This window comes from Burkholderia sp. JKS000303, assembly GCF_002563755.1.
GTDB lineage: Bacteria > Pseudomonadota > Gammaproteobacteria > Burkholderiales > Burkholderiaceae > Burkholderia > Burkholderia anthina_B.
The window spans coordinates 270,685-291,684 of record NZ_PDBZ01000003.1; the positions used below are offsets into that span (position 1 = coordinate 270,685).

22 protein-coding genes are annotated in these 21,000 nt (G+C 68.1%); 9 read left to right on the plus strand and 13 right to left on the minus strand.

Annotated elements, in window-relative coordinates; translation table 11 throughout:
- The first annotated feature begins 427 nt into the window (after positions 1-427).
- A complete protein-coding gene (locus BX604_RS29125; protein ID WP_098554303.1) occupies positions 428-1,192 on the plus strand; it encodes an SDR family oxidoreductase in 765 nt (254 codons plus the stop codon).
- A gap of 17 nt (positions 1,193-1,209) precedes the next feature.
- Here BX604_RS29125 and BX604_RS29130 read toward each other — a convergent pair whose 3' ends face one another.
- The 3 genes from BX604_RS29130 to BX604_RS29140 are packed head-to-tail and all read right to left on the minus strand — an operon-like array spanning position 1,210 to position 3,649.
- Positions 1,210-1,923 carry an MOSC domain-containing protein gene (locus BX604_RS29130; RefSeq protein WP_098554304.1) on the minus strand — a complete coding sequence of 238 codons (714 nt, stop codon included), beginning with the start codon at positions 1,921-1,923 and terminating at the stop codon, positions 1,210-1,212.
- Entirely contained in the window at positions 1,920-2,816 is an 897-nt protein-coding gene (locus tag BX604_RS29135) for a dihydrodipicolinate synthase family protein (protein ID WP_098554305.1), read from the minus strand. The genes BX604_RS29130 and BX604_RS29135 overlap by 4 nt, the downstream gene beginning before the upstream one ends.
- A gap of 50 nt (positions 2,817-2,866) precedes the next feature.
- Entirely contained in the window at positions 2,867-3,649 is a 783-nt protein-coding gene (locus tag BX604_RS29140) for an aldolase (protein WP_098554306.1), read from the minus strand.
- A 133-nt stretch (positions 3,650-3,782) separates the two neighbouring features.
- On the opposite strand from BX604_RS29140, the gene BX604_RS29145 reads away from it, so the two are divergent.
- Complete coding sequence (locus BX604_RS29145) at positions 3,783-4,325, plus strand: helix-turn-helix domain-containing protein (protein ID WP_098554307.1); 543 nt, start codon at positions 3,783-3,785, stop codon at positions 4,323-4,325.
- Between the two features lie 29 nt (positions 4,326-4,354).
- On the plus strand, positions 4,355-5,092 hold the full coding sequence (gene hutC / locus BX604_RS29150) for a histidine utilization repressor (protein WP_098554308.1): 738 nt from the start codon (positions 4,355-4,357) through the stop codon (positions 5,090-5,092).
- Positions 5,093-5,213: 121 nt separating this feature from the next.
- Here hutC and BX604_RS29155 read toward each other — a convergent pair whose 3' ends face one another.
- Positions 5,214-6,062 carry a phytanoyl-CoA dioxygenase family protein gene (locus BX604_RS29155; RefSeq protein WP_098554309.1) on the minus strand — a complete coding sequence of 283 codons (849 nt, stop codon included), beginning with the start codon at positions 6,060-6,062 and terminating at the stop codon, positions 5,214-5,216.
- Positions 6,063-6,093: 31 nt separating this feature from the next.
- Complete coding sequence (locus tag BX604_RS29160; RefSeq protein ID WP_098554310.1) at positions 6,094-6,897, minus strand: ABC transporter substrate-binding protein; 804 nt, start codon at positions 6,895-6,897, stop codon at positions 6,094-6,096.
- A 485-nt stretch (positions 6,898-7,382) separates the two neighbouring features.
- On the opposite strand from BX604_RS29160, the gene BX604_RS29165 reads away from it, so the two are divergent.
- Together BX604_RS29165 and BX604_RS39160 are read left to right on the plus strand one after the other, a co-directional pair.
- Positions 7,383-7,862 (plus strand): helix-turn-helix domain-containing protein, encoded by a 480-nt coding sequence (locus BX604_RS29165; protein WP_098554311.1) that lies wholly within the window; start codon positions 7,383-7,385, stop codon positions 7,860-7,862.
- Entirely contained in the window at positions 7,853-8,074 is a 222-nt protein-coding gene (locus BX604_RS39160) for a hypothetical protein (RefSeq protein ID WP_179894909.1), read from the plus strand. Before BX604_RS29165 ends, BX604_RS39160 begins: the two co-directional genes overlap by 10 nt.
- Before the next feature lie 2 nt (positions 8,075-8,076).
- Here the strand turns inward: BX604_RS39160 and BX604_RS29170 are convergent, their stop codons facing one another.
- Complete coding sequence (locus BX604_RS29170) at positions 8,077-8,751, minus strand: ankyrin repeat domain-containing protein (RefSeq protein WP_098554312.1); 675 nt, start codon at positions 8,749-8,751, stop codon at positions 8,077-8,079.
- Between the two features lie 138 nt (positions 8,752-8,889).
- On the opposite strand from BX604_RS29170, the gene BX604_RS29175 reads away from it, so the two are divergent.
- The gene (locus tag BX604_RS29175) at positions 8,890-9,753 is read left to right on the plus strand and encodes a LysR family transcriptional regulator (RefSeq protein ID WP_098554313.1); all 864 of its coding nucleotides are present in this window, start codon (positions 8,890-8,892) and stop codon (positions 9,751-9,753) included.
- Positions 9,754-9,817: 64 nt separating this feature from the next.
- Here BX604_RS29175 and BX604_RS29180 read toward each other — a convergent pair whose 3' ends face one another.
- The 3 genes from BX604_RS29180 to BX604_RS29190 form a co-directional block, all read right to left on the minus strand.
- Positions 9,818-10,306, minus strand: a complete 489-nt coding sequence (locus BX604_RS29180) for a nuclear transport factor 2 family protein (RefSeq protein WP_098554314.1) — start codon at positions 10,304-10,306, stop codon at positions 9,818-9,820.
- Between the two features lie 59 nt (positions 10,307-10,365).
- Entirely contained in the window at positions 10,366-11,550 is a 1,185-nt protein-coding gene (locus BX604_RS29185; protein ID WP_098554315.1) for an amidohydrolase family protein, read from the minus strand.
- Between the two features lie 68 nt (positions 11,551-11,618).
- Complete coding sequence (locus BX604_RS29190) at positions 11,619-12,821, minus strand: amidohydrolase family protein (RefSeq protein WP_098554316.1); 1,203 nt, start codon at positions 12,819-12,821, stop codon at positions 11,619-11,621.
- A gap of 404 nt (positions 12,822-13,225) precedes the next feature.
- Here BX604_RS29190 and BX604_RS29200 point away from each other — a divergent pair, with 404 nt between their 5' ends.
- Positions 13,226-13,876: a glycine zipper 2TM domain-containing protein gene (locus BX604_RS29200; RefSeq protein ID WP_098554318.1), complete on the plus strand. Its 651-nt coding sequence runs from the start codon at positions 13,226-13,228 to the stop codon at positions 13,874-13,876.
- Between the two features lie 203 nt (positions 13,877-14,079).
- On the opposite strand, the gene BX604_RS29205 is transcribed toward BX604_RS29200, so the two are convergent.
- From BX604_RS29205 to BX604_RS29215, 3 genes are all read right to left on the minus strand, one after another.
- Entirely contained in the window at positions 14,080-15,471 is a 1,392-nt protein-coding gene (locus BX604_RS29205) for an amino acid permease (protein ID WP_098554319.1), read from the minus strand.
- A 103-nt stretch (positions 15,472-15,574) separates the two neighbouring features.
- Entirely contained in the window at positions 15,575-16,825 is a 1,251-nt protein-coding gene (locus tag BX604_RS29210; protein ID WP_098554320.1) for an NAD(P)/FAD-dependent oxidoreductase, read from the minus strand.
- A gap of 31 nt (positions 16,826-16,856) precedes the next feature.
- Positions 16,857-17,210, minus strand: coding sequence for a RidA family protein (locus BX604_RS29215; RefSeq protein WP_098554321.1), 354 nt, complete (start codon positions 17,208-17,210; stop codon positions 16,857-16,859).
- A 240-nt stretch (positions 17,211-17,450) separates the two neighbouring features.
- Between BX604_RS29215 and BX604_RS29220 the strand changes: the two genes are divergently transcribed.
- Positions 17,451-18,089: a helix-turn-helix domain-containing protein gene (locus BX604_RS29220; RefSeq protein ID WP_098554322.1), complete on the plus strand. Its 639-nt coding sequence runs from the start codon at positions 17,451-17,453 to the stop codon at positions 18,087-18,089.
- Between the two features lie 128 nt (positions 18,090-18,217).
- Complete coding sequence (locus BX604_RS29225) at positions 18,218-18,724, plus strand: GNAT family N-acetyltransferase (RefSeq protein ID WP_098554323.1); 507 nt, start codon at positions 18,218-18,220, stop codon at positions 18,722-18,724.
- Between the two features lie 86 nt (positions 18,725-18,810).
- Here the strand turns inward: BX604_RS29225 and BX604_RS29230 are convergent, their stop codons facing one another.
- Complete coding sequence (locus BX604_RS29230; protein WP_098554324.1) at positions 18,811-20,805, minus strand: glycoside hydrolase family 28 protein; 1,995 nt, start codon at positions 20,803-20,805, stop codon at positions 18,811-18,813.
- Between the last annotated feature and the right edge of the window lie 195 nt (positions 20,806-21,000).

The following is a 21,000-nucleotide window of genomic DNA, read 5'->3' on the forward strand; positions in this document are numbered from 1 at the left end:
CGTCGCAGCGTGCAGCAGGTGAAGGGAAACGGTCGCGGCCCGTGCGGCGTCGCGCGCGGGCGAGCCATATGATAGCTCGCGGCGTGGCGCCCGGCGCCGCTTGCGGCAAGCACGAGCGCCCTTGCCGCAGCCGGCTTTCGTCCAACGGTTCGGCCACGCGCCGTGGCACGGCAATGAAAGCGTGCCGCGCCGCGGATCTGCGCCCCGTGCACCTGGCGGCAATCGGCCCGCGCGCGGCTTCGCCCGCTCGTTTGCGCGTCGCGCAGGCCGGCGCTACGATACGCGTTCACCCCGACCCGCGGCGCCGCGCGCGAGCGCTTCGCGCATCGCACCGATACCGCGCATCGCCCGTCCCGCACGCCGTGTCGCCACGCATGCGCGCCGCCCGTCGACACCGTTCATCCGATCCGTTCACTCGTTCACCGCCATGACCGCCTCCTCTTTCGCGCCGAACGTGCGCGCCATCGTCACCGGCCACACGCGCGGCGTCGGCGCATCGCTCGCCGAACAACTGCTGCAGGAAGGCATCGCCGTGCTCGGCGTGTCGCGCAGCCGTCATCCGTCGCTCGCCGCGCAGGCCGGCGACCGTTTCGCCGAAATCGAACTCGACCTGTCGGACACATCGGCTGTCGCGACCTGGCTGGCCGGCGACACGCTGCGCCGCTTCGTCGACGGCGCGTCGATCGTGCTGCTGTTCAACAACGCGGGGATCGTCGACCCGATCGGGCCGCTCGCTGCGCAGGATCCGGCGCTCGTCGCGCGCGCGGTCGGCCTGAACGTCGCGGCGCCGCTGATGCTGTCGGCTGCGCTCGTACAGGCGGCATCGGCGCCGACCGAATGCCGGATCCTGCACGTGTCGAGCGGCGCCGCGCGCAACGCGTATGCGGGCTGGAGCGTCTACTGCGCGACCAAGGCCGCACTCGACCACCACGCACGCGCCGTCGCGCTCGATGCGAACCGCGCGCTGCGCGTCTGCAGCGTCGCGCCGGGCGTCGTCGATACGGGCATGCAGGCGACGATCCGCTCGACCAGCGAAGCAAACTTCCCGATGCGCGAGAAATTCGACGAACTGAAGGCGAGCGGCGCGCTGTCGACGCCCGAGGCCGCCGCACGGCAACTGATCGGCTATGCGCTGAGCGACGCGTTCGGCACGGAGCCGACGGCCGACGTGCGGAACCTGCCGGCCGGATAAGCCGGAGACGCGGCGCGTCAGCCTTCGAGCCGCTTCGTCCAGTCTTCGACCTGCCGCTCCGTCCTGCGCCGGTCGAGCATCGTGCGCCAGCCGGACGGCAACACCGGCACGTCGCACAACGCGTCGAGCGCAGCCAGGTCGAGCGTGCGCCGGTACAGCACATCGAGCACCGTCGACAGCGGCCAGCGCGGATACCGGCGCGCGTGCAGCGCCAGCACATCGCCCGGCGCCACCCAGCCTTCCTGCAGCACGCGGTAGTACCAGCCGGTCCGGCCGCTGTGCTGCACGAGCGCCGCCATACGCGGATGATCGAAGCGCGCATTGAGCTTCCAGCACGGCTGCCGCGACTGCGACACCTGCAGCACGGCACCGCCCAGCGTGAACACGTCGCCGAGGCACACGTCGTGCTCGGTCATGCCGTGCGTCGACAGGTTCTCGCCGAATGCGCCCGGTTGCGCAAGCACGTCGCGCGCGCCGATCTGCGCGGACCACCATGCGTAGTGATCGTGCGCGTAGTGATGAACCGCCTTGTCGGGCCCGCCGTGATGCCGTGCATCGGCCTGCTCGTCGCCTGCAAAGCCGAGCGCGCCGAGCCACAGCCGCTCATCGACCGGCTGCTTGTCGATCGCACTGGCCTGCCCCGCATGCGGCGCGCCAGCGAGCGGCCGGCGCTTGCCGACCCGCACCGCGGCGATGGCGGCCGCGAGCGCCGGCCGCGCGTCGTCGCTCATGCCCGCACACCGTCCGGCAGTGCCGCGAGCAGGCGTTCGAGTTCGCGCGTGCGCACGTCGCCGAGCGGCAGCAGCGGCCGTCTCGGTTCGCCGGCATCGAAACCGCGCAGCCGCAGCCCGGCCTTCACGGTCACCGGCAGCCCGCCGTTGACGATGAACTGCAGCAGCGGCAACTGCGCGTGGAACACCGACCTGGCTCGCGCCAGGTCGCCCGCGCGTATCGCGTCGACCAGCGCGAGCGGCAACGCGGCATTCAGGTTCGGCGCGGCGGTGCACCAGCCGGCCGCGCCCGCGGCCAGCGCGGCCAGTGCCATCGGGTTGCTGCCGTTGTAGAACGGGATCGTCCCGTCGCTCAACTGCGCGAGCCGGTGCATCCGCCCGATGTCGCCGGTGCTCTCCTTGACCATCGTCACGTTGTCGACGGTCCGGCAGATCGTCACGATCAGGTCAGGCGACATGTCGACGCCGCTCGTCGCCGGGTTGTTGTACAGCATGATCGGGATGCCGATGGCGTCGCCGATCGCGCGGTAGTGCGCGACGATCTCGTCGTGACCGAGCTTCCAGTACGACACCGGCAGCACCATCACCGCGTCGGCGCCGGCCTGTTCGGCGAAGCGCGCGCGGCGCACCGCACCCGCCGTCGTGAGATCGGAGATGCCGACGACGGTCGGCACGCGCCGGCGCACCGCGCGCAGCGACGCGGTGGCGACCGACTCCCATTCGGCATCGGACAGGTACGCGCTCTCCCCGGTACTGCCCAGCGGGGCGATCGCATGGACGCCGTCGGCGATCAGCCGCCCGATCAGCGCATCGAGTGCGTTCAGGTCGACACTGCCGTCGGCGGAGAACGGTGTAACCGGATAGGCGATCACGCCTTGCAACAGGATTGACACGATGTGGATTCCTCAATGATTGATGAAAACGGCGAACACGACGCACCGGCTCACGCGACGCAATCCCGATGCGTGCGCAACGCGCGCCGCGCGTAGTAGTCGAACGTCACGGCGTCGCGCTTCGGCTTCGAAATCCAGTCGTGCGCTTCCCGCGCCAGCGCCGGCGGAACGGGCTTGATCTCGCCGGCCGACATCGCCAGCAATTGCAGCTTCGCCGCGCGCTCGATCAGCAGCGCGAGGATGCAGGCCTCCTCGATCGTCTTGCCGACCACGAGCTGGCCGTGATGCGACAGCAGGATCGCGCGCTTGCTGCCGAGCGCCTTCGAAATGATCTCGCCCTCCTCGTTGCCGACCGGCACGCCGGGCCAGTCCTTCAGGAACGCGCAGTCGTCGTACAGCGGGCAGGTGTCCATGTGCGACACGACGAGCGGCTGCTCGAGCATCGACAGCGCCGCGACGTGCGCGGGATGCGTATGGATGATGCAGTTCACGTCCGGCCGCTCGCGATAGATCCACGTGTGAAACCGGTTGGCCGGATTCGGAATGCCTTCGCCGTCGACCACGTCGAGATCCTCGTTGACGCGCAGCAGGTTCGCGGCCGAGATCTCGTCGAAACCGAGCCCCAGCCGCTGCGTGTAATACGTGCCGGCATCGTCCGCACGGCAGGTGATCTGCCCGGCGAGACCGGAATCGTGACCGGCGTCGAACAGGATCCGGCACGCGAGCGCGAGCTTTTGCCGGGCAGACCAGCCGCTGTCGCCCACCTCGTTGTCGAGCCGCCGCTCCGCCAGCGCGACCAGCGCCTCCTTCGTCAAATTCAGCGTTTCCGCCATGTTCGCCTCCTGAATGGACCGGGTCTGCCGCGCCGCCCGCAGCCGTTTCCCGGCAACACATGACACACGATACATCATAGGACACTTTGTGTCATGCGTTACAATCGGTTTTTCGAAGGACACCCGGCGCCCCATGACGATTCGCCTGAAGCTGCTCAGAAAACAGAAGGGCTGGACGCTCGACGTGCTGGCCGTCGAGACCGGCCTGACGAAGAGCTATCTGTCGAAAGTCGAGCGCGGCCTGAGCGTGCCGTCGATCGCGGTCGCGCTGAAGCTGTCGAAGGCGCTGAACGTCGATGTCGAGCAGCTGTTCTCGGAGAGCCGCAACCGCGAGCTGATCACGGTCACGCGGGCCGGCGAGCGCACGCCGATGGGTGCGGCCGCCGACGGCCACGCGCATGGCTTCGAAAGCATCGCGGCCGGCGTCGCGCCGAAGAAGATGCTGCCGTTCGTCGTGCATCCGCCGCATGAATTCGTCGCGTCGACGTTCCGCGAGCACGAAGGCGAGGAGTTCCTGTTCGTCCACAAGGGGCGCGTCGAGATCGAATTTCCGAACGAGACGGTGCAACTCAAGACCGGCGATTCAGTCTATTTCAACGCACTCATCCCGCACCGCACGCGCAGCCTCGGCACGGCGCAGGCGGAGATCCTGGTCATCGTCAGCCACGACGACTAGATTCGTCACTTTTTCGCGCAAGGATCCCGATGGTCACGAAGACCACCGCACCGTTCCAGCAGATCAAGACGCTCGTTCGCCAGAACGTCGATGCGGGCGACTGGCGCCCGGGGGACCGCATTCCGTCCGAACTCGATCTCGCCGCGCAATTCGGCGTCGCGCGCATGACGGTCAACCGCGCGCTGCGCGAGCTGACCGAGGAAGGCGTGCTCAAGCGCATCGCCGGCGTCGGCACCTTCGTCGCCGAAGTGAAGCCGCAATCGAACCTGCTGATGATCGCGCACATCCGCGACGAGATCCGCGCACGCGGGCACGAATATCGCTGCCGCGTGCTGAGCCAGTCGCGCGAGCCGGCGTCGTTCGACGTCGCCGCCGCGTTCGGGCTGACGGTCAATACGCCGGTCTTTCACGTGGTGTGCGTGCACGAGGAAAACGGCCGGCCGATCCAGCTCGAGGATCGCTACGTGAATCCGGCCGCCGCGCCGGACTTCATCGACCAGGATTTCCAGTCCGAGCCGCCGTCCGAATACCTGTTCAACAACGTGTCGCACTACGAACTGGAGATCGAGCACGTCGTCGACGCGGCGCTGCCGACCGGCGAACAGGCGCGGCTGCTCGACATGCGCGCCGACGAGCCGTGCCTCACGCTCACGCGCCGCACCTGGACGAACGGGCTGCCGGTCACGTTCGTGCATTTCCTGCATCCGGGCAACCGCTACCGGCTCGGCTCGCGCTTCAAGCCGGGCGCCGGACGTCACCCGACCTGAGCCGCCGTTACCTTTCCAGCACCGTCACCCGCGCCTGAAACGACGCCGCGCGGCGGCCGCTTCATCCCGAAACGGCCGCCGCGCGCATGAAGCAGCGGGTCATGTCGCCGATATCCGCCGATCAGATCGCGTCGGCCTGCCCCGCGCCGTGCGACCACACGACCGGAAACAGCGGATGCTCGAGCCGTGCGCCGTCCGGCAGCTGATCCGCGAGCCCGGGGAACTCGGGCGAGGTCTTCCAGCGGCGCGGCGCGTGACGGATATCGTCGCCGACGAAGCGGATCGAAAACGCGCGCCGGCGATTCTGCGTGCCGCCCGACGCATGCAGCGTCAGCATCCGGAAGCACACCATGTCGCCCGGTTCGAGCGCCCAGTGGCGGATCGGGAACGCGGAACGGTCGGCTTCGATGTCCGGCAGGTCGGCGAGGCTGCCTTCCGGAAACCACTTCGCCTCCTTGTCCATGAAGGTGCGCGGCATCAGCCACGGCCCCTGGTGCGAGCCGGCGACGAATTCCAGCGTCGATTCGAGCGGCACCGGGTCGACCGGAATCCACATGCTGACGTTGTCGTCGCCTTCGATGTTGTAGTACGGCTGGTCCTGGTGCCACGGCGTGCGCTGCCGCGTGCCCGGCTCCTTCACGAGCAGGTGGTCGTGATGCAGTCGCACGGTCTGCGTGCCCATCAGCGCGGCGGCCACCGACGGCGCGGGCGAATTCACGATGAAGTCGCGGTACGCGTCGTTGTGCTGCCAGTTGCAGAAGTCCTCGAAGAACCAGCCTGGATCGTCCGGCCGGCTCGCGACCTTCGCGCGTTCGCTCGGCTGCGCAAGGTTCGTGTCGATGCCGGCACGCAGCGCGGCCACTTCGTCGGGCGAGAAAATGCCCTTGATGCACACGGCGCCTTCGTCGCGGAAGGCGGCGATCAGTTCGGGCGTCACGGCTTGTGCGACGCGGTCCTGGATACTCGTCATGGGTTGCCTGTCGATTGAATGAGTCATGGAGTCACGGTGCGGAGGTCAGTTGCTGCTTCGCGCCGTAGATGTCGAAGTCGAAATATTTCGCGGCGATCTTCTGGTACGTGCCGTTCGCGCGGATCTCGGCGATCGCGTCGTTCAGCCGCTTCTTCATGTCGGCGTCGCCCTTGCGCACGCCCATCGCGACGCCGTAGCCAGTGATGCGCACGTCGGTCACGTCGGGGCCGGCAACCGCGTAGCCCTTGCCGCGCGGCGTCTTCAGGAACGCGTAGCCGGCCTGCGTCTTGTCCTGGAAGGTCGCGTCGAGCCGGCCGTTCACCAGATCCTGATACACCTGGTCCTGGTTCTGGTACGACACGATCGTCACGCCCTTGGGCGCCCATTCGGCCTTCGCGTACGCTTCCTGCGTCGTGCCCTGGTCGATGCCGATGCGCTTGCCGGCGAGCGACGCCGCGGTCGGCAGCAGCTTCGAGCCGACGGGTGCGACGAGCGCGCCCGGCGACGCATACAGCTTGTTCGAGAAGTCGATCTGCTTGAGCCGCTCGTCGGTGGCGGTCATCGCGGACATGATCACGTCGAACTTGCGCGCGCGCAGCGCCGGAATCATCCCGTCGAAGCCCTGCTCCACCCACACGCATTTCGCATGCATCTGCTCGCAAAGCGCATTGCGCAGGTCGATGTCGAAGCCGGCGAGCGAGCCGTCAGGCTGCTTCGCCTCGAACGGCGGATAGGTGGGATCGATGCCCCAGCGGATCGTCGCCGTGTCCTGCGCGAACGAGACGAGCGGCGCGAACGCCAGCGCGGATACGACGAGCTTTGCAGTGCGATTCATTGTGTGTCCTTGTGGTCTCGACGTGGCGGGCGAGCGCCGGGCGTCCGTTGGGGAGCGTCGTGCCGGCATGCCCGGCGCGGGTCGCGAAAAGACGGGGACTTCGATGGAACTGCGATGCAGTCTAGACCGCTCAATTTTTGAGCGCAAGCAGGGGAAATGGAGGGGGTCCGAAATCGTGGAATCGAGAACGAAATCGCGGCAAATAGTGGCGCAGATAATCAATAAATGGTTATTTTTGCGGGAATTTTGCTCTATTTTCCACGTTTACCCGGCGTGATGCTCATCCGCCACAAAACGAGCTTCTACCGATATCCGCCCGGCCGGAATGTCTATACAGCTAGACCGATCGCTACCCTCCCGATGCCGATCGACCTGTACGGCCACGCATCCTATACCGCATCAGCGACCGTGGGTGGCGACACACATGGTTGAGATGTAAGGTATACCTTACATTCGCGTGAGATAAACCTGCGTCGGAGGTGAGCATGCAACTCTATGAAATCGGTCAGGCCGTTGCAAAACGGAGGGCCGAGCTCGACCTCACACAGGCTCAGCTTGCACGACTCGCCGGATTGTCTCGCCTCACGGTGAATCAACTTGAAACCGGCAAGGTGAAGGATCTTGGAATCAACAAGCTGATCCCGTTGCTCAATGTGCTCGGCATCGAACTCCTGGCGCAGCCGCGACCGCCTCAAAGCGGCCTTTACAAGGCCGTCGTGAGCTCGAACGTGAGCTACAAAGGCGAATTGACCGAGCACCTGCTGGCCGACGCGTTAAGCACGGGACAGATTCCGGCGGGATACGAATCGCAGATCTCCGTCATTCTCGATGAGGTGCCGCTTCCCGTCGTGGTGAAGGCCGTCGAGGAAGCCGCCGAACGCTCCGGCACGCCGCTTCGAGCCATCTGGAAAAACCTTGCCGCGTGGTCAAGGAATCTTCATCTGTACCGGGAGGTATGGGCGTGATTGCATCAGCCGACTTGCCCGAGGGCCCGTGGCAGGGCCTTTTCCGTCATGCGCTGACGCTCATCGACGAAATACGAAAGCACGGCACGTCCGTTCCGGACATTCGGCCGCGGCACCGTCCTCATGCGTTCGACTACTGCGCGAATCTGGCCGGCGAGTTCCTCCAGCAGCTTCCCGGCGCCAGCCCCGCGCACAAGTCGCGCCGCCGCTAACCCTACCGCCCGCCCGCCGCCGCCAGAATCCGCTCGATCTGCGCATACCCGCGGCTGCGCGCATGCTGCAGCGGCGTCTCGCCGTTCGAATCCGCCAGGTTCACGTTCGCCTTCGCATCGATCAGCAGCTGCACGATCCGCACATAGCGTTCGCTGCCGTCGCCGAGCATGATCGCTTCGAGCAGCGCGGTCCAGCCGAGCCGGTTCACGTGATCGACGTTCACACCCGCGTCGATCAGCGTGCGCACCGTCTCCACGTGGCCGCGCTCGGCCGCCGGAATCAGCGCGGTGCCGCGATACCGGTTCGTACTGCTCAGGTCCGCGCCGTGCGCGAGCGTCATGCGCAGGATGTCGAGACGGCCGCGTGCCCCCGCATACAGATACGGACTGTCCTGGATCGCATCCTTCGCGTTGACGTCGGCGCCCGCGTCGATCAGCACGCGCGCCGCCTCCACATGGTTGCCGTGCGTCGCGAGCAGCAGCGCGGTACGGCCCTGCCCGTCGCGCGAATCAATCCGCGCACCGCGCTCGAGCAGCATGCGGACCTCGCCCGCGTCGCCCCGATCGGCGGCGCTGCGCAGCCGGCCTTCGGGCGCGCCGCCGTCGGCGGCCGCCACGGCCGATGTAAGCGTCGTCAACGCAAACGAGCCGATGATCGCGATTCGTTTGAAAAACATCCCGTTTCCTCCTTGCATGTCCGTACGCGCCGCTGCGCCCGGGTCCGGCGAAACCGCAATTGCTGGCGACGTCCGGGCATGTTAAAAGTCGTCGCACACATTTGAAAATGAAATGTTCGAATCCACAGAAGTGCAGAAATGAATAGACCTTTGTTCGACCTCGACCTGCTGCGCGCGCTCGTGATGGTCGCCGATTGCGGCAGCTTCACGACGGCATCCGCGCGCCTGCATTCGACGCAGTCGACGGTCAGCCAGAAGGTTCGACGGCTGGAGGAGATCGCCGGTCATCGCCTGCTCGATCGCGGCACGCGCGACGTGCGGCCCACCGACGCCGGCGTGACGGTGCTCAGCTACGCGCGGCGCATGCTCGCGCTGAACGACGAAATGCTGGAAGCGCTGTCGGGTGCGACCGTCGCGCTGACGATCCGGCTCGGCGTGCCCGACGATTTCGCGGCGGGCCGCACGACGCACGTGCTTGCCGCGTTCCGGCGCGATCACCCGCAGGTGAAGCTCGAAGTGATGTGCGGGCTGAGCCGCGACATCAGCGCGGCATACGATCGCGGCGAGCTCGATCTCGTGCTGATCAAGCAGCGCCGCGACAGCCGCGAGGCGGTGGTGCGCTGGCCCGAGAAACTGCGCTGGATCGACAGCGCGCAGCATCCGACGATCAATCTCGATCCGGTGCCGATCGTCGTGTTCCCGCCGCGCGGGCTCTATCGCGACGACATGATCAAGGCGATCGAGGAGCGCGGCCGCCGCTGGCGGATCAGCTTCACGACGTCGAGCCTGAGCGGCATCCAGGCGGCCGTCGCGGACGGGCTCGGCATCAGCGTGCTGCCCGCGCGCGTGGTGACCGACGAGCACGTGGTGCTGACCGAGAAGGACGGCTTCGCGCCGATCGAGAACATGGACATCGCGATCCTGCATCGGCCGACCGCCGATCCGATGGTCAGCGAGCTGACCAGAACGCTCGCGGCAATGCTGGAGCAAGAACCGGCGTAGGCGCCAGGCGCGGTGCGACGTCTCGGATCGACATGAAGGCGCCGCACCCGGCGGGCGACCTTCGTCAGAACATCGTGTTCCCGTTCGCGGCCTGCTCCGGCACCGGCTGGTTCACGTCCCAGTGCTCGACGATCTTGCCGTGCTCGAGCCGGAAGATGTCCATGATCGCGCTGCCGCGCGTGCCGGGTTCGCGCACCGCGTGCACGTGCAGGATCACGTAGTCGCCGTCGACGAACGCGCGCTTGATCTCGCTGTGCGACTGCGGATATTTGTCGCGCAGGAACGCGACGAACTTGCGGAAGCCGTCGCGGCCGTCGGCCGCGTTCGGGTTGTGCTGCACGTAGTGATCGCCGACATACGCGAGCGCGGCATCGGCATCCTTCTCGTTCAGGCCTTTTTCATAGAACGCGAGCACCGTGCGGCGATTCGCTTCCTGCTGCGCATCGTCCGCGCCGGCCGCCGCCGCATGCACGGCCGTCACAGCGAACAGCGCCGCTGCCATCCATCGTGCGGCCGGTGCCGCCATCGCGCCCATCGTCCATCTGCGTCGCATCGTCGTCTCCCGGAGGATCAGGCTGAAAGAAGCCCGATCATACCGGGGCGACGCCACGCTCAGACCAGCGCGCCGTTGCGCGCGACGATCTTCCCCGACGACACGACGAGCCGCCGCGTTGGCCGCGCGACGACCGCCTCGGCGAACGTCAGCGCATCGACGAGCACGACATCCGCGCGCTTGCCGGCTTCCAGGCCGTAGTCGGCGAAACCGCAACCGCGCGCGGCGCTGTGCGTCACGCAGTCGAGCGCGATGTCGAGCGCGTCGTCGCGGCGGAAATCGTTGCGCATGCCGATCAGCATCGCGCGCTCGAGCATGTCGGGCGAACCGTACGGCGTCCACGTGTCGCGCACGCCGTCGTTGCCGCCGATGACGGTCACGCCGGCCGCGCGGCACGCGGCAACGGCCGGCACCGGCACCGCGGCCGGCGCGGTGGTGACGATCGCGACGCCCAGCTCGGCCATCCGCGCGAGCAGCGCATCGCGCTCGCGCTCGGCGATATCGCCAAGGCAGAAGCCATGGCTGATCGTGACCTTGCCCTGCATCCCGTGCGTGGCCGTGCGCTGCAGGATCAGGTCGAGCGAATACGCGCCCATCGAACCGCGCTCGTGCAGGTGCAGGTCCAGCCCGCGGCCGTGGCGTTCGGCGATGCCGAACAGCACGTCCACCGCCTCGACCGGATCGCCTTCGATCGCGCACGGATCGAGCCCGCCAAGCAGGTCGGCGCCCGCGCCGAGCGCGTCGGACAGCAGCGCGGCCGTGCCGGGCCGCTTGAGCACGCCCGACTGCGGAAACGCGACGATCTGGATGTCAACCTGGCCGCGCAGCGTCTCGCGCGTCGCGAGCACGCCGTGCAGATGCCGCAGCCCGGCTTCGGTGTCGACGTCGACGTGCGTGCGGATGCGCGTCGTGCCGGCCGCGAGGAACGCGCGCGACAGCGCGAGCGATGCAGCGCCGGCGTCGTGGCCGCTCGTCGCGCGGTAGTGGCGCTCGTTCTCGATGCGGTCGACGAGGCGCGGGCCCACCGCGTTGCGATACCACGGCATTCCCCAGTGCGTCTTGTCGAGGTGCGTGTGGCCTTCGACGAGGCCGGGCAGCGCGAGCGCGAGCGCGCCGTCCTCGATCGCGCAGCCGGCGGGCGCGTCGAGCGACGGGCCGACGCGCGCGATGCGATCGCCGTCGATCAGGATGTCGAGCGCGTCGTCGGCGTGGGTGCGGACGTTGCGGATCAGCAGGTTCGTCATGTCGGTTCCGGTAGGGTCGGTCAGTGCAGGGCCGTCACGATGCGCGCACCGTGACGGCGGTCAGGTCGTTATCGCGTGAAGCGCAGCCCGGGCGCGAACGGCGCGGCCGTATCGCTGACGCCGCGACGGAACACCCAGCGTTCGGCCGGCACGCCGGCGACGGCCGCTGCCGCATTCGGCGCGCTCACCGCGACGAAGCTCGCGTCGCAGCCGACCGCGATACCGTAGTTGTCCTTGCCGACCGCACGCGCGCCGGCATGCGTCGCCATGTCGAGCGCGATGCCGAGCGCTTCGTCGGTATAAAAGCCCGACCGGTAGCCGACCATCATCGCGCGTTGCAGCATGTCGCCGTTGCCGTACGGCCACCATGCGTCGCGGATGTTGTCGTTGCCGGCGAACACGTGCACGCCCGCGGCGCGCAGCTGCAGCACCGGCGGGAATGCGCAGTCGCCCGGCGCGTTGGTGAGGATCGACACGCCGGCGTCGGCGAGCGCCGCGGCCGCACGCTCGACGTCGTCGTGGCTCACCTGGCCGAGGGCGTATGCGTGGCTCACGTTCACGCGGCCGCCGAGGCCCGCCGCGCGCGTGCGCGCCGCGATCCGCAGCAATTGCGCGATGCCCGTCTCGCCGGGTTCGTGCAGGTGGATGTCGATCTTCGCGCCGCGCTTCTCTGCGATGCCGAACACGATGTCGAGCTGGCCGTCCGCGTCGCCGTCGAGCGTCGTCGGATCGATCCCGCCGATCACGTCCGCGCCTTCGCGCACGGCTGCATCGAGGATCCCGGCGGTGCCCGGGCACGTCACGACGCCGGCCTGCGGAAACGCGACCAGTTCGATGTCGACGATTCCGCGCCATTGTTCGCGCGCGGCCATCACGGCCTGCAGGTTCGACAGGCCCGTCGTCGCGTCGACGTCGACGTGGCTGCGCATCGCGATCGTGCCGAATGCGGCGGCCTGCTCGATCAGCGCATTGGCGCGCTCGACGATCGCCGGCGCAGCCGCCAATTGGCGCTTCTCGACCGCGAGGCGCTCGCGCAGCGAGCCGACCGATTCGTGCGGCACCCACCGATCGCCGACGAAACTCTTGTCGAGGTGGATGTGGCCGTCGACGAAGCCGGGCAGCACGACGCGTCCGCCGAGGTCGATCGTTTCCGCGCCGGGCGCGGCGGTGCAATCGGCGCCGATCTGGACGAAGCGGCCGTCATGGACGACGAGGTTGATGGGCTGGCCGCCGGCATCGACGGCGTTGGTGAAGAAACGATCGGTGGTCATGACTCGGAATGGTGGTGAGGCAGTCGCTGCGCGACGTCGACGCGGACAGGGGAAGGAACCGCGGCCGGCACGGCGCGACTGTGGGCAGGGAATCCGGTCACGATATCGGACGGGGCGGCCAGTGGCCAATTAAATGTCGCGATGCCGCGCATTCGATTTCATGATGTGCGGCGCACGCGCACGCCAGGCCTGGCGGGGGATGGGGTGCGATCACGCGGGCGGGTGGGCCGCCGATGCCGCGCACGCCGCGCCGCATGGCCCGACGGCGAGTTGCGCGGCAACAGACTTTACACGTTGTTACCCGGTCGCAACGGACGCGCATCCGCCCATTCCTTATACTCACGCCGAGTTCGCCACCCGTCCCGGCATTCGTCGGCGAACACGTTGCCGATGCAGGAAACACCATGATGCGCATGCCTTCCACGAAGACCGTTCTGTTCGCCTCGCTCGTCGCCGTGGCGGCGCTTCCGCTGACCGCCTGTGTCGCGCCGGGTTACTACGGCGCGCAACCGGGCTATCCGCAACAGCAATACGCGACGCCCGGCTACGCGCAACCCGCGTATTCGCAACCGGGCTACGTGCAGCCGCAGCAGCCGGCGTATCCGAACCAGGCGCCGCAACCGTACGACCAGTATGGCAACCAGCCGCAATACGGGTCGCAGCCTTACGCGAACCAGCAGCCGTACGGCGGCCAGTACGGCAACGGCTACGGCACGCAATACGGCACGGTCTCGAACATCCTGCCGGTCAACGGCTCGGTCGGCCCGTCGGGCGTCGCGGGCACCGTCGTCGGTGCACTGGTCGGCGGCGTGCTGGGCAACCAGTTCGGCCGCGGCCACGGCCGCGATGCGGCGACCGTGATCGGCGCACTCGGCGGTGCCGTCGCCGGCAACCAGATCGGCCAGCAGATGGGCGCGGCGCAACCGCCGAGCAGCTACCGGATCGACGTGCAGCTCAGCGACGGCTCGACGCGCTCGTTCGACGTGCAGTCGCCGGGCGACCTGCGCCCGGGCGATCGCGTGCAGATCAACGGCAATCAGCTCGCGCGGTATTGATGCGGGTCGTGCGCGCCTGATCCGATCGGGCGCACGGCATGTTTCTCACGCGCTTCTCACGCGCGCTTCACGCATTTCACGCGCTTGACGCCGTCGTGCCGGCCCGGCTCGACGGCGAGTGCGTTTCAGTTCCCCTGCCCTCCTTGAACCGACGCGGCGTACCCGCAGTGCCGCGCGTTCGCATCAGCAAACGCGCCTGACACTCACACGCGCTCGGCCCCCAGCGCGACGCGCGTCGAATGCGCGGCCGCCTGCAGACGCCGCGATCGCCGGTAGATCATCGCCAGCAGCACCAGCAGCCCGGTGCCGACATACAGCGACCCGCGCGTGGCCGCATCGACGCCGAGCATCACGAACACGAACGCGACGAACGCGAGGCAGATCCACGACGTGGCCGGCGCACACGGCATCCGGAACGCCGGCGTCACGCCGCGCGCGGCCATCACGCGCCGGAACTGCATGTGGGTCAGCACGATCATCGCCCAGATCACGGCCACGTCGAACGACAGGAACGACATCAGCCAGCCGAACACGCGCGCGGGAATCACGTAGTTCAGCAGCACGCCGACCGACATGAACACGACGGTCGCACCGACCGCGCGCGACGGCGAGCCGCTCGCGCTCAGCGTCGCGAACGGCGCGGGCGCGAGGCCGTTGCCGGCCATGCTCGACAGCATCCGCGCGCCGCTGAACACGATGCAGTTGAAGCTCGACAGCGCGGCCGTGACGACCACGAAGTTGACCACGCCGGCCGCCTGCCGCAGCCCGAGCGATTCGAACGTCGTGACGAACGGGCTGCCGTGCTCGCCGAGTTCGTTCCACGGGTACAGCGCCATGATGATGAACAGCGCGCCGACGTAGAAGATCAGGATGCGCCACAGCACCGAGTTGATCGCACGCGGGATCGCCTTCTGCGGATCGCGCGCCTCGCCGGCCGTGAGGCCGATCATCTCGACGCCCGCGAACGAATACGCGACGATCGGCAGCGCGCTCACGAGCCCGAGCACGCCGTGCGGGAACACGCCGCCGTGCCGCCACAGGTTCGACAGGCCGACCGGCTCGCCGTGATGGCCGATGCCGGTGAACACGATCAGCGCGCCGCCCGCGATCATCAGCAGGATCGTGCCGACCTTCACGAGCGCGAACCAGAATTCCAGCTCGCCGTACACCTTCACGTTCAGCAGGTTGAAGCCGGCGATCGCGGCGATCGCCGCTACGACCCAGATCCACTGCGGCACCGCCGGAAACCAGAATCCCATGTAGATGCCGACGGCCGTCGTCTCCGCGACGCCGACGCCGACCATGAACAGCCAGTAGGTCCAGCCGACCAGGTAGCCGGCAAACGGCCCGAGGTATTCGAACGCATACGCGCCGAACGAGCCGGACACCGGCCGGTGCACGGCCATCTCGCCGAGCGCGCGCATGATCAGGAAGATCATCGCGCCACCGATCAGGTATGCGACCAGTGCGCCGGGCCCGGCCGCGTGGATCGCGGACGCCGAGCCGAGGAACAGGCCGACGCCGATGGCCATCCCGAGCGCCATGAACGAGATCTGGCGCGCGCCGAGCTCGCGCCGCATCGTGTGCTGTTGCATGTTGTCTCCAGTCGTGGATCGTCGCGGCTCGCCGGATCGGACGGCCGCTGGGCGGGCGCCCCGGCGTCGTGCGCGGGGCCCCTTGCATCGCGCGGCGCCGGATTCAGCGGCCGTGCAGGAAGCGTTCGACGCGAAACGGCGTCGGGTCGACGAACGGCTGCGCGCCGGTCATCAGGTCGGCGATCAGCCGCCCGGTGACGGGGCCGAGCGTGAACCCGTGGTGCGCATGTCCGAACGCGAACCACAGGTCGCGATGGCGCGGCGCCGCGCCGATCACCGGCAGCATGTCGGGCGTGCACGGCCGGCGGCCGAGCCACGGCGCGCCGTCGACGCGCGCGCCGAGCGGGAACAGCTCGCGCGCGACCGGCTCGACGGCGGCGAGCTGCGTCGGCGTCGGCGGCGTGTCGCGATAGCCGAGCTCGACGCCGGTCGTCAGGCGGATGCCGCGCGTCATCGGCGTGATCAGGAAGCCGCTGTCGGCATCGAGCACGGGGCGATTCAGCCGCGCGCCGGGCTGCGCCGCGTAGTGCATGTGGTAGCCGCGCTTGACCGCGAGCGGCAGCGTATAGCCGAGCCGCTCGCACAGCAGGTCCGACCACGGGCCGAGCGCGACGACCGCCGCGCGCGCGTCGAGCGGACCTTCGTCGGTGTCGACGCGCCAGCCGTTCGCGGCCGACAGCGTCAGCGCATCGCCGGTCACGATGCGCCCGCCGAGCTGCTCGAAGTGCCGCGCATACGCGGTGACGAGCCCGTTCGGGTCGCTGATCGAATCGGAGCCCGTATAGCGCAGCGCACCGATCAGCGCGCGGCTCAGGTTCGGCTCCGCGTCGCGCAGCGCGGCGGCGTCGAGCGCGTCGAAGGTCACGCCGTATTCCGCGCGCCAGCGCTCGGCGTCGCGGGTTTCGGCGTCGCGGGTCGCGGCGGTGCGAAACACCTTGAGCCAGCCGCCTTCGCGCAGCAGCGCGCCGGCACCGGCCGCGTCGATCAGCGCACGATGCTCGGTCACGCAGTGTTCGATCAGCGGCGCATAGGCGCGCGCGATCGCGGCGTGGCGCGCCGGATGCGAATTGCGCCAGTAGCGATACAGGAACGGGATCAGTTTCGGCAAGGCGGCCGGGTGATAGCGCACGTCCGGCGAGCGGTTGCACGCGTATTTCAGCAGCGTGCCGAAGCCGCGCGGGAACGCGTACGGATACACGCCTTCGCGCTGGATCAGCCCGGCATTGCCGAGCGACGTTTCGTTGCCGGGCGCCTTGCGATCCACGAGCGCGACCGACAGGCCGCGCTGCTGCAGGTGAACGGCGACCGACACGCCGATCATGCCGCCGCCCAGGACGAGCGTATCGAACTTCATCGGGGCACTCCTCGGGCGTGCGGCGCGGGCGTCACGCGAGCGCGGTGACGGCGATCTCGACGTCGAGACCGGGTTTCATCAGCAGCGCCTGCACGCACGCGCGGGTCGGCGCGTGGCCGGCCGGCACCCACGCATCCCACACCGCATTGAATGCGTCGAAGTGCGCGGCGTCGCTGAGCCAGACATTGGCCGTCAGCACGCGCGTCTTGTCGACGCCGGCCGACGCGAGCAGCGCGTCGATGCGCGTGAGGATTTCGGTCGCCTGCACGGCGATCGGCGCACCGGCCGTGTCGGGCACCTGGCCGGCCAGATGGACGATGCCGTTGGCGATCACGACCTGGCTCATGCGCGGGCCGGTTTGCAGACGTTTGATGTCATTGGACATGGATTGCACCTTCGCGGATCCGGCCCCGACGGGCCGGTTGAATCGGGGGAATGGTCCGGAAAACGCCGCCGGACGGTCGCGAATCGGGCCGCTCGCGTGGGCCGCCGCGAGTTTCGCGTCGTCCGATGCTAGAGTGGCCGTCACGCCCGCCGTTGGCGATTTCGACGAAAATTATCATATACGATAAAATTTATTCTCGTATACGACAAAACCCGTATTCACGCCGCGTCCCGTTTTCGCATGCCCAAATCCACTGCCCCCGTTGCTCCGCCCACCGCCGACGCCCCGCCGCAGCTCGACCACCAGACGGTCGGCGCGCGGCTGCGCGACGCCCGCAAGTCGCGCGGCCTGACGCTCGCGCAGTTGTCCGAGCGCTCCGGTATCGCGGTTTCGACGATTTCGAAAGCCGAGCGCGGCGACATCGCGCTCACCTACGACAAGTTCGCGGCGCTCACGCACGCGCTCGCGCTCGATTTCGACACGATGTTCGGCCGCGCCACGCCGGCCGGCGTGATGACGCCGTCGTTCACGCCGGCCGGCCAGCAGATGGTCTACGACACACCGAACTACGCATACGGGATGCTCGCGAACGACCTGACCGGCAAGCGGATGGTGCCGGTGCGCGGCCGCATCCATGCACGCAAGCTGTCCGATTTCGCCGACTACATCCGGCACAGCGGCGAGGAGTTCGTGTTCGTGCTGAGCGGCGCGCTGGAATTGCGCTTCGAGAACGGCCATGCGTACCGGCTCGGCACCGGCGACAGCCTGTATTTCGACAGCTCGGTCGGACACGTGTACCTGAGCCTCGGCGACACCGATGCCGAAGTGCTCGCGTGCTGCGTCGACGGCGACGCGCGGCGGCCGCGCGACGCGATCTGAGCGACGCGCGGCGGCAACGCGACATGCCGGAACGGCCCGGCAAACGCGTGCGATTCCGCTTAGCATGGTCGATGCCCTGCGGCGCGCCGCAGATTCCGATACCGACCGCTCCACGACCGCCCCACACGATGATCACGATCCGCCTGCTCGACGCCGCCGATGCGGCGCAATTCCAGTCCGTCCGCCTGCATGCGGTCGACACGTCACCGACCTCGTTCCTGCCGACCCGCGACGAAGAAGCCGCCGTGTCGGTCGACGAATTCGCGTCGCGCATCACCGCCACCCACGAGCGCGCCGTGTTCGGCGCATTCGACGACGCCTCGCTCGTCGGCATCACCGGCGTGCGCCGCGATGCGCGGGCGAAGGTCTCGCACAAGGCAACGGTCTGGGGCGTGTTCGTCGACCCCGCGTATCGCGGGCGCGGCATCGCGCAATCGCTGCTCGACAGCGCGACCGCACATGCGGCGCAAGCGTGGCGGTGCACGCAACTGATGCTGTGCGTCAACGAGATCAACGGCACCGCGGAACGGCTGTACGCGTCGCAAGGGTTCGTCCGGTTCGGCACGGAGCCGCGCTCGCTGTTCGTCGATGGCCGCTTCTACGATGAACACCACATGGTGAAGACGCTCGCGTAACGCGCCTGCTTTCGGACTTCAGGCTCGCGTTCACGTACGTCGACTCACCCGCCGATCGCACGCGAACGCTGCCGCTTCCCGTTACATCACCGCTTGTCGGTGATCGTCGTGTTGACCACCTGCCCGGCGATCACCACGTTCGTCAGCGTCATCGCATTCACGTTGAACGCATAGGTCGGCCCCGGCGACGTGACGGTCGCCGTGCCGGATGCGACCGGCGTGCCGAAATCGCAGTTGCTGATCGTCACGCCGGAGATCGGCTGCACGGCGGGCGTCGGCGGCGTGCCGTTGTAGTCGAACGCGACCGGCCCCTGCGCGACGATCGCCTGGAAGCACGACGCGCTCACGCCGTTCAGCGTCACGTTGCTGGCCGTCACGTCCGAGATCGTCACGTTCTGCACGACCGGCGGCCGCGTACGCACCGCATCGTTCGCGGGCTGGTAATCGCAATCGAACGTGACGATCCCGCCTTGCGCGGCCGACGGATTGCCGGCCGCCGGCGTGACCACGCCGAGCGGCACGCTCGCGTTGATCGGGCTGCCCGCGAGCAGCGCACTGCCGTAGCCGCCGCCCTTCTGCGTCACGCCGTTCGGCAGCGTGACACCCTTCACGTGGAAGTCCTTCACGTAGCCGCCGCGGTTCATGTTGGTCTTCACGCGAATCGCGATGTTCAGCGGGTTGGTCTGCCAGTTCGCGTTCAGCATCGACAGGTTGGTCGCATAGATCTGCTCGACGCCGCCGCCCATTTCGCTGCCGAGCGTGATGCCGCCGTGGCCGCTGTTCATCGTGCAGTTGCGGATCAGGTGCCGCTTCGCCGGCCCGTATTCGGTGTCGCGATCCTTGCCCGACTTGATCGCGATGCAGTCGTCGCCGGTGTTGAACGTGCAGTCCTCGCACAGCACGTCGGTGCATGCGTCGGGATCGAAACCGTCGTTGTTCGGGCCGATGCTGTTGGTCGTCACACCGCGGATCACGACGTTGCGGCTCGCGGTCGGATGGTGCTGCCAGAACGGCGTGTTCTGCGTCTGGTAGTTCTCCATCAGCACGTTGGTGCAGCCGATGAATTCGACCATGCACGGCCGCAGGTAGTGGCCGAGGCCGAAGATGCGCTTCTCGACCGGCACGCCGGCCTCGGACAGCGCCGGCAGGTAGTTCTGGTCCTGCTGCCACGGCGTGACGGGTGACGTGAGCAGCGCATAGAGCGCGTCGGGAATCGCCGGTGCGACGATCCGCAAATCGACGTTGTTCGGGTTCGCATACGCCTGGCTCGGCACCGTCGCGCTCGCGCCGTATGCGCCCGACGACCCTTTGTAGGTCCACCAGCACACGCTGTTGCTTCCGCTGCCGGAAAACGGCGTCATCGCCTGGCCGTTGAGCACGGACGTCGGCCCTTCGCCGGTCAGCGCGATATTCGTCGCGTTGCGCGCATAGACGGGCGCGCCGTAGTTCAGGCAGTCGTTCGCCTGCCAGCGGCTGTAGTACAGGCGGCCGTTCGCGCCGCAGTCGACCGGGCCGTCCTTCGCGTAGTCGGCCGGGTTCGGGCTGAAGTAGATCGTGCAGTTCGCGCTCAGGTGGAAATTCACGTTGCTCTGCAGCACGATCGGCCCCGCGCAATACCAGTTGCCGGGCGGCACGACCACGCGCCCGCCGCCCGCACGCATGCATGCGTCGATTGCCGCGAGAAACGCCGGGCGCGAGTCGAAGGCGCCCGGTGCGGTCGTCAATTCCGAACCCGGGCTGACCGGCGATTTCGCCACCGGGTACGGCGACGTCTGCGCGACGGTCGCGCAGGCACGCGCGCCGTAGTGCGCGACGTCGAAGTCGCGCCCGCGAAACGCGAGCCGCGACACGTGCGCGAGCGACGCCGCGATGCGCGCGGCCGCGCCGTGCTCGCCCCAGATCAGGTCGACTGCCGCATTCGGCGGGCTGCCTGCCGCGAAAGCGCGGGTGGCGGCGAGCGGCCCGCCGAGCACGGCGCTACCGGCGAGCGCGCCGGTCCAGCCGATGAAGGCGCGGCGCGACACCCGCTTCGACGAAAACGATCGGACAGACGAAGACGAACGGCGGCTGGGGGCGGCCATGGGCACTCCTTCGATGGTTTGGGTGTCGATGCGCCGGATGGCGGATCGCAATTCATACGTCGTCGTACTACACCGAACAGTCTAGACGTGATCAGCGCTCGATCAGTATTTGTCGTTTACCCTATTTTATCGGCCTTTATGACTCGACGTGTGTGCCCACTCACGTTTCGCTTTTCTAAAAAAGAGATATGTTGT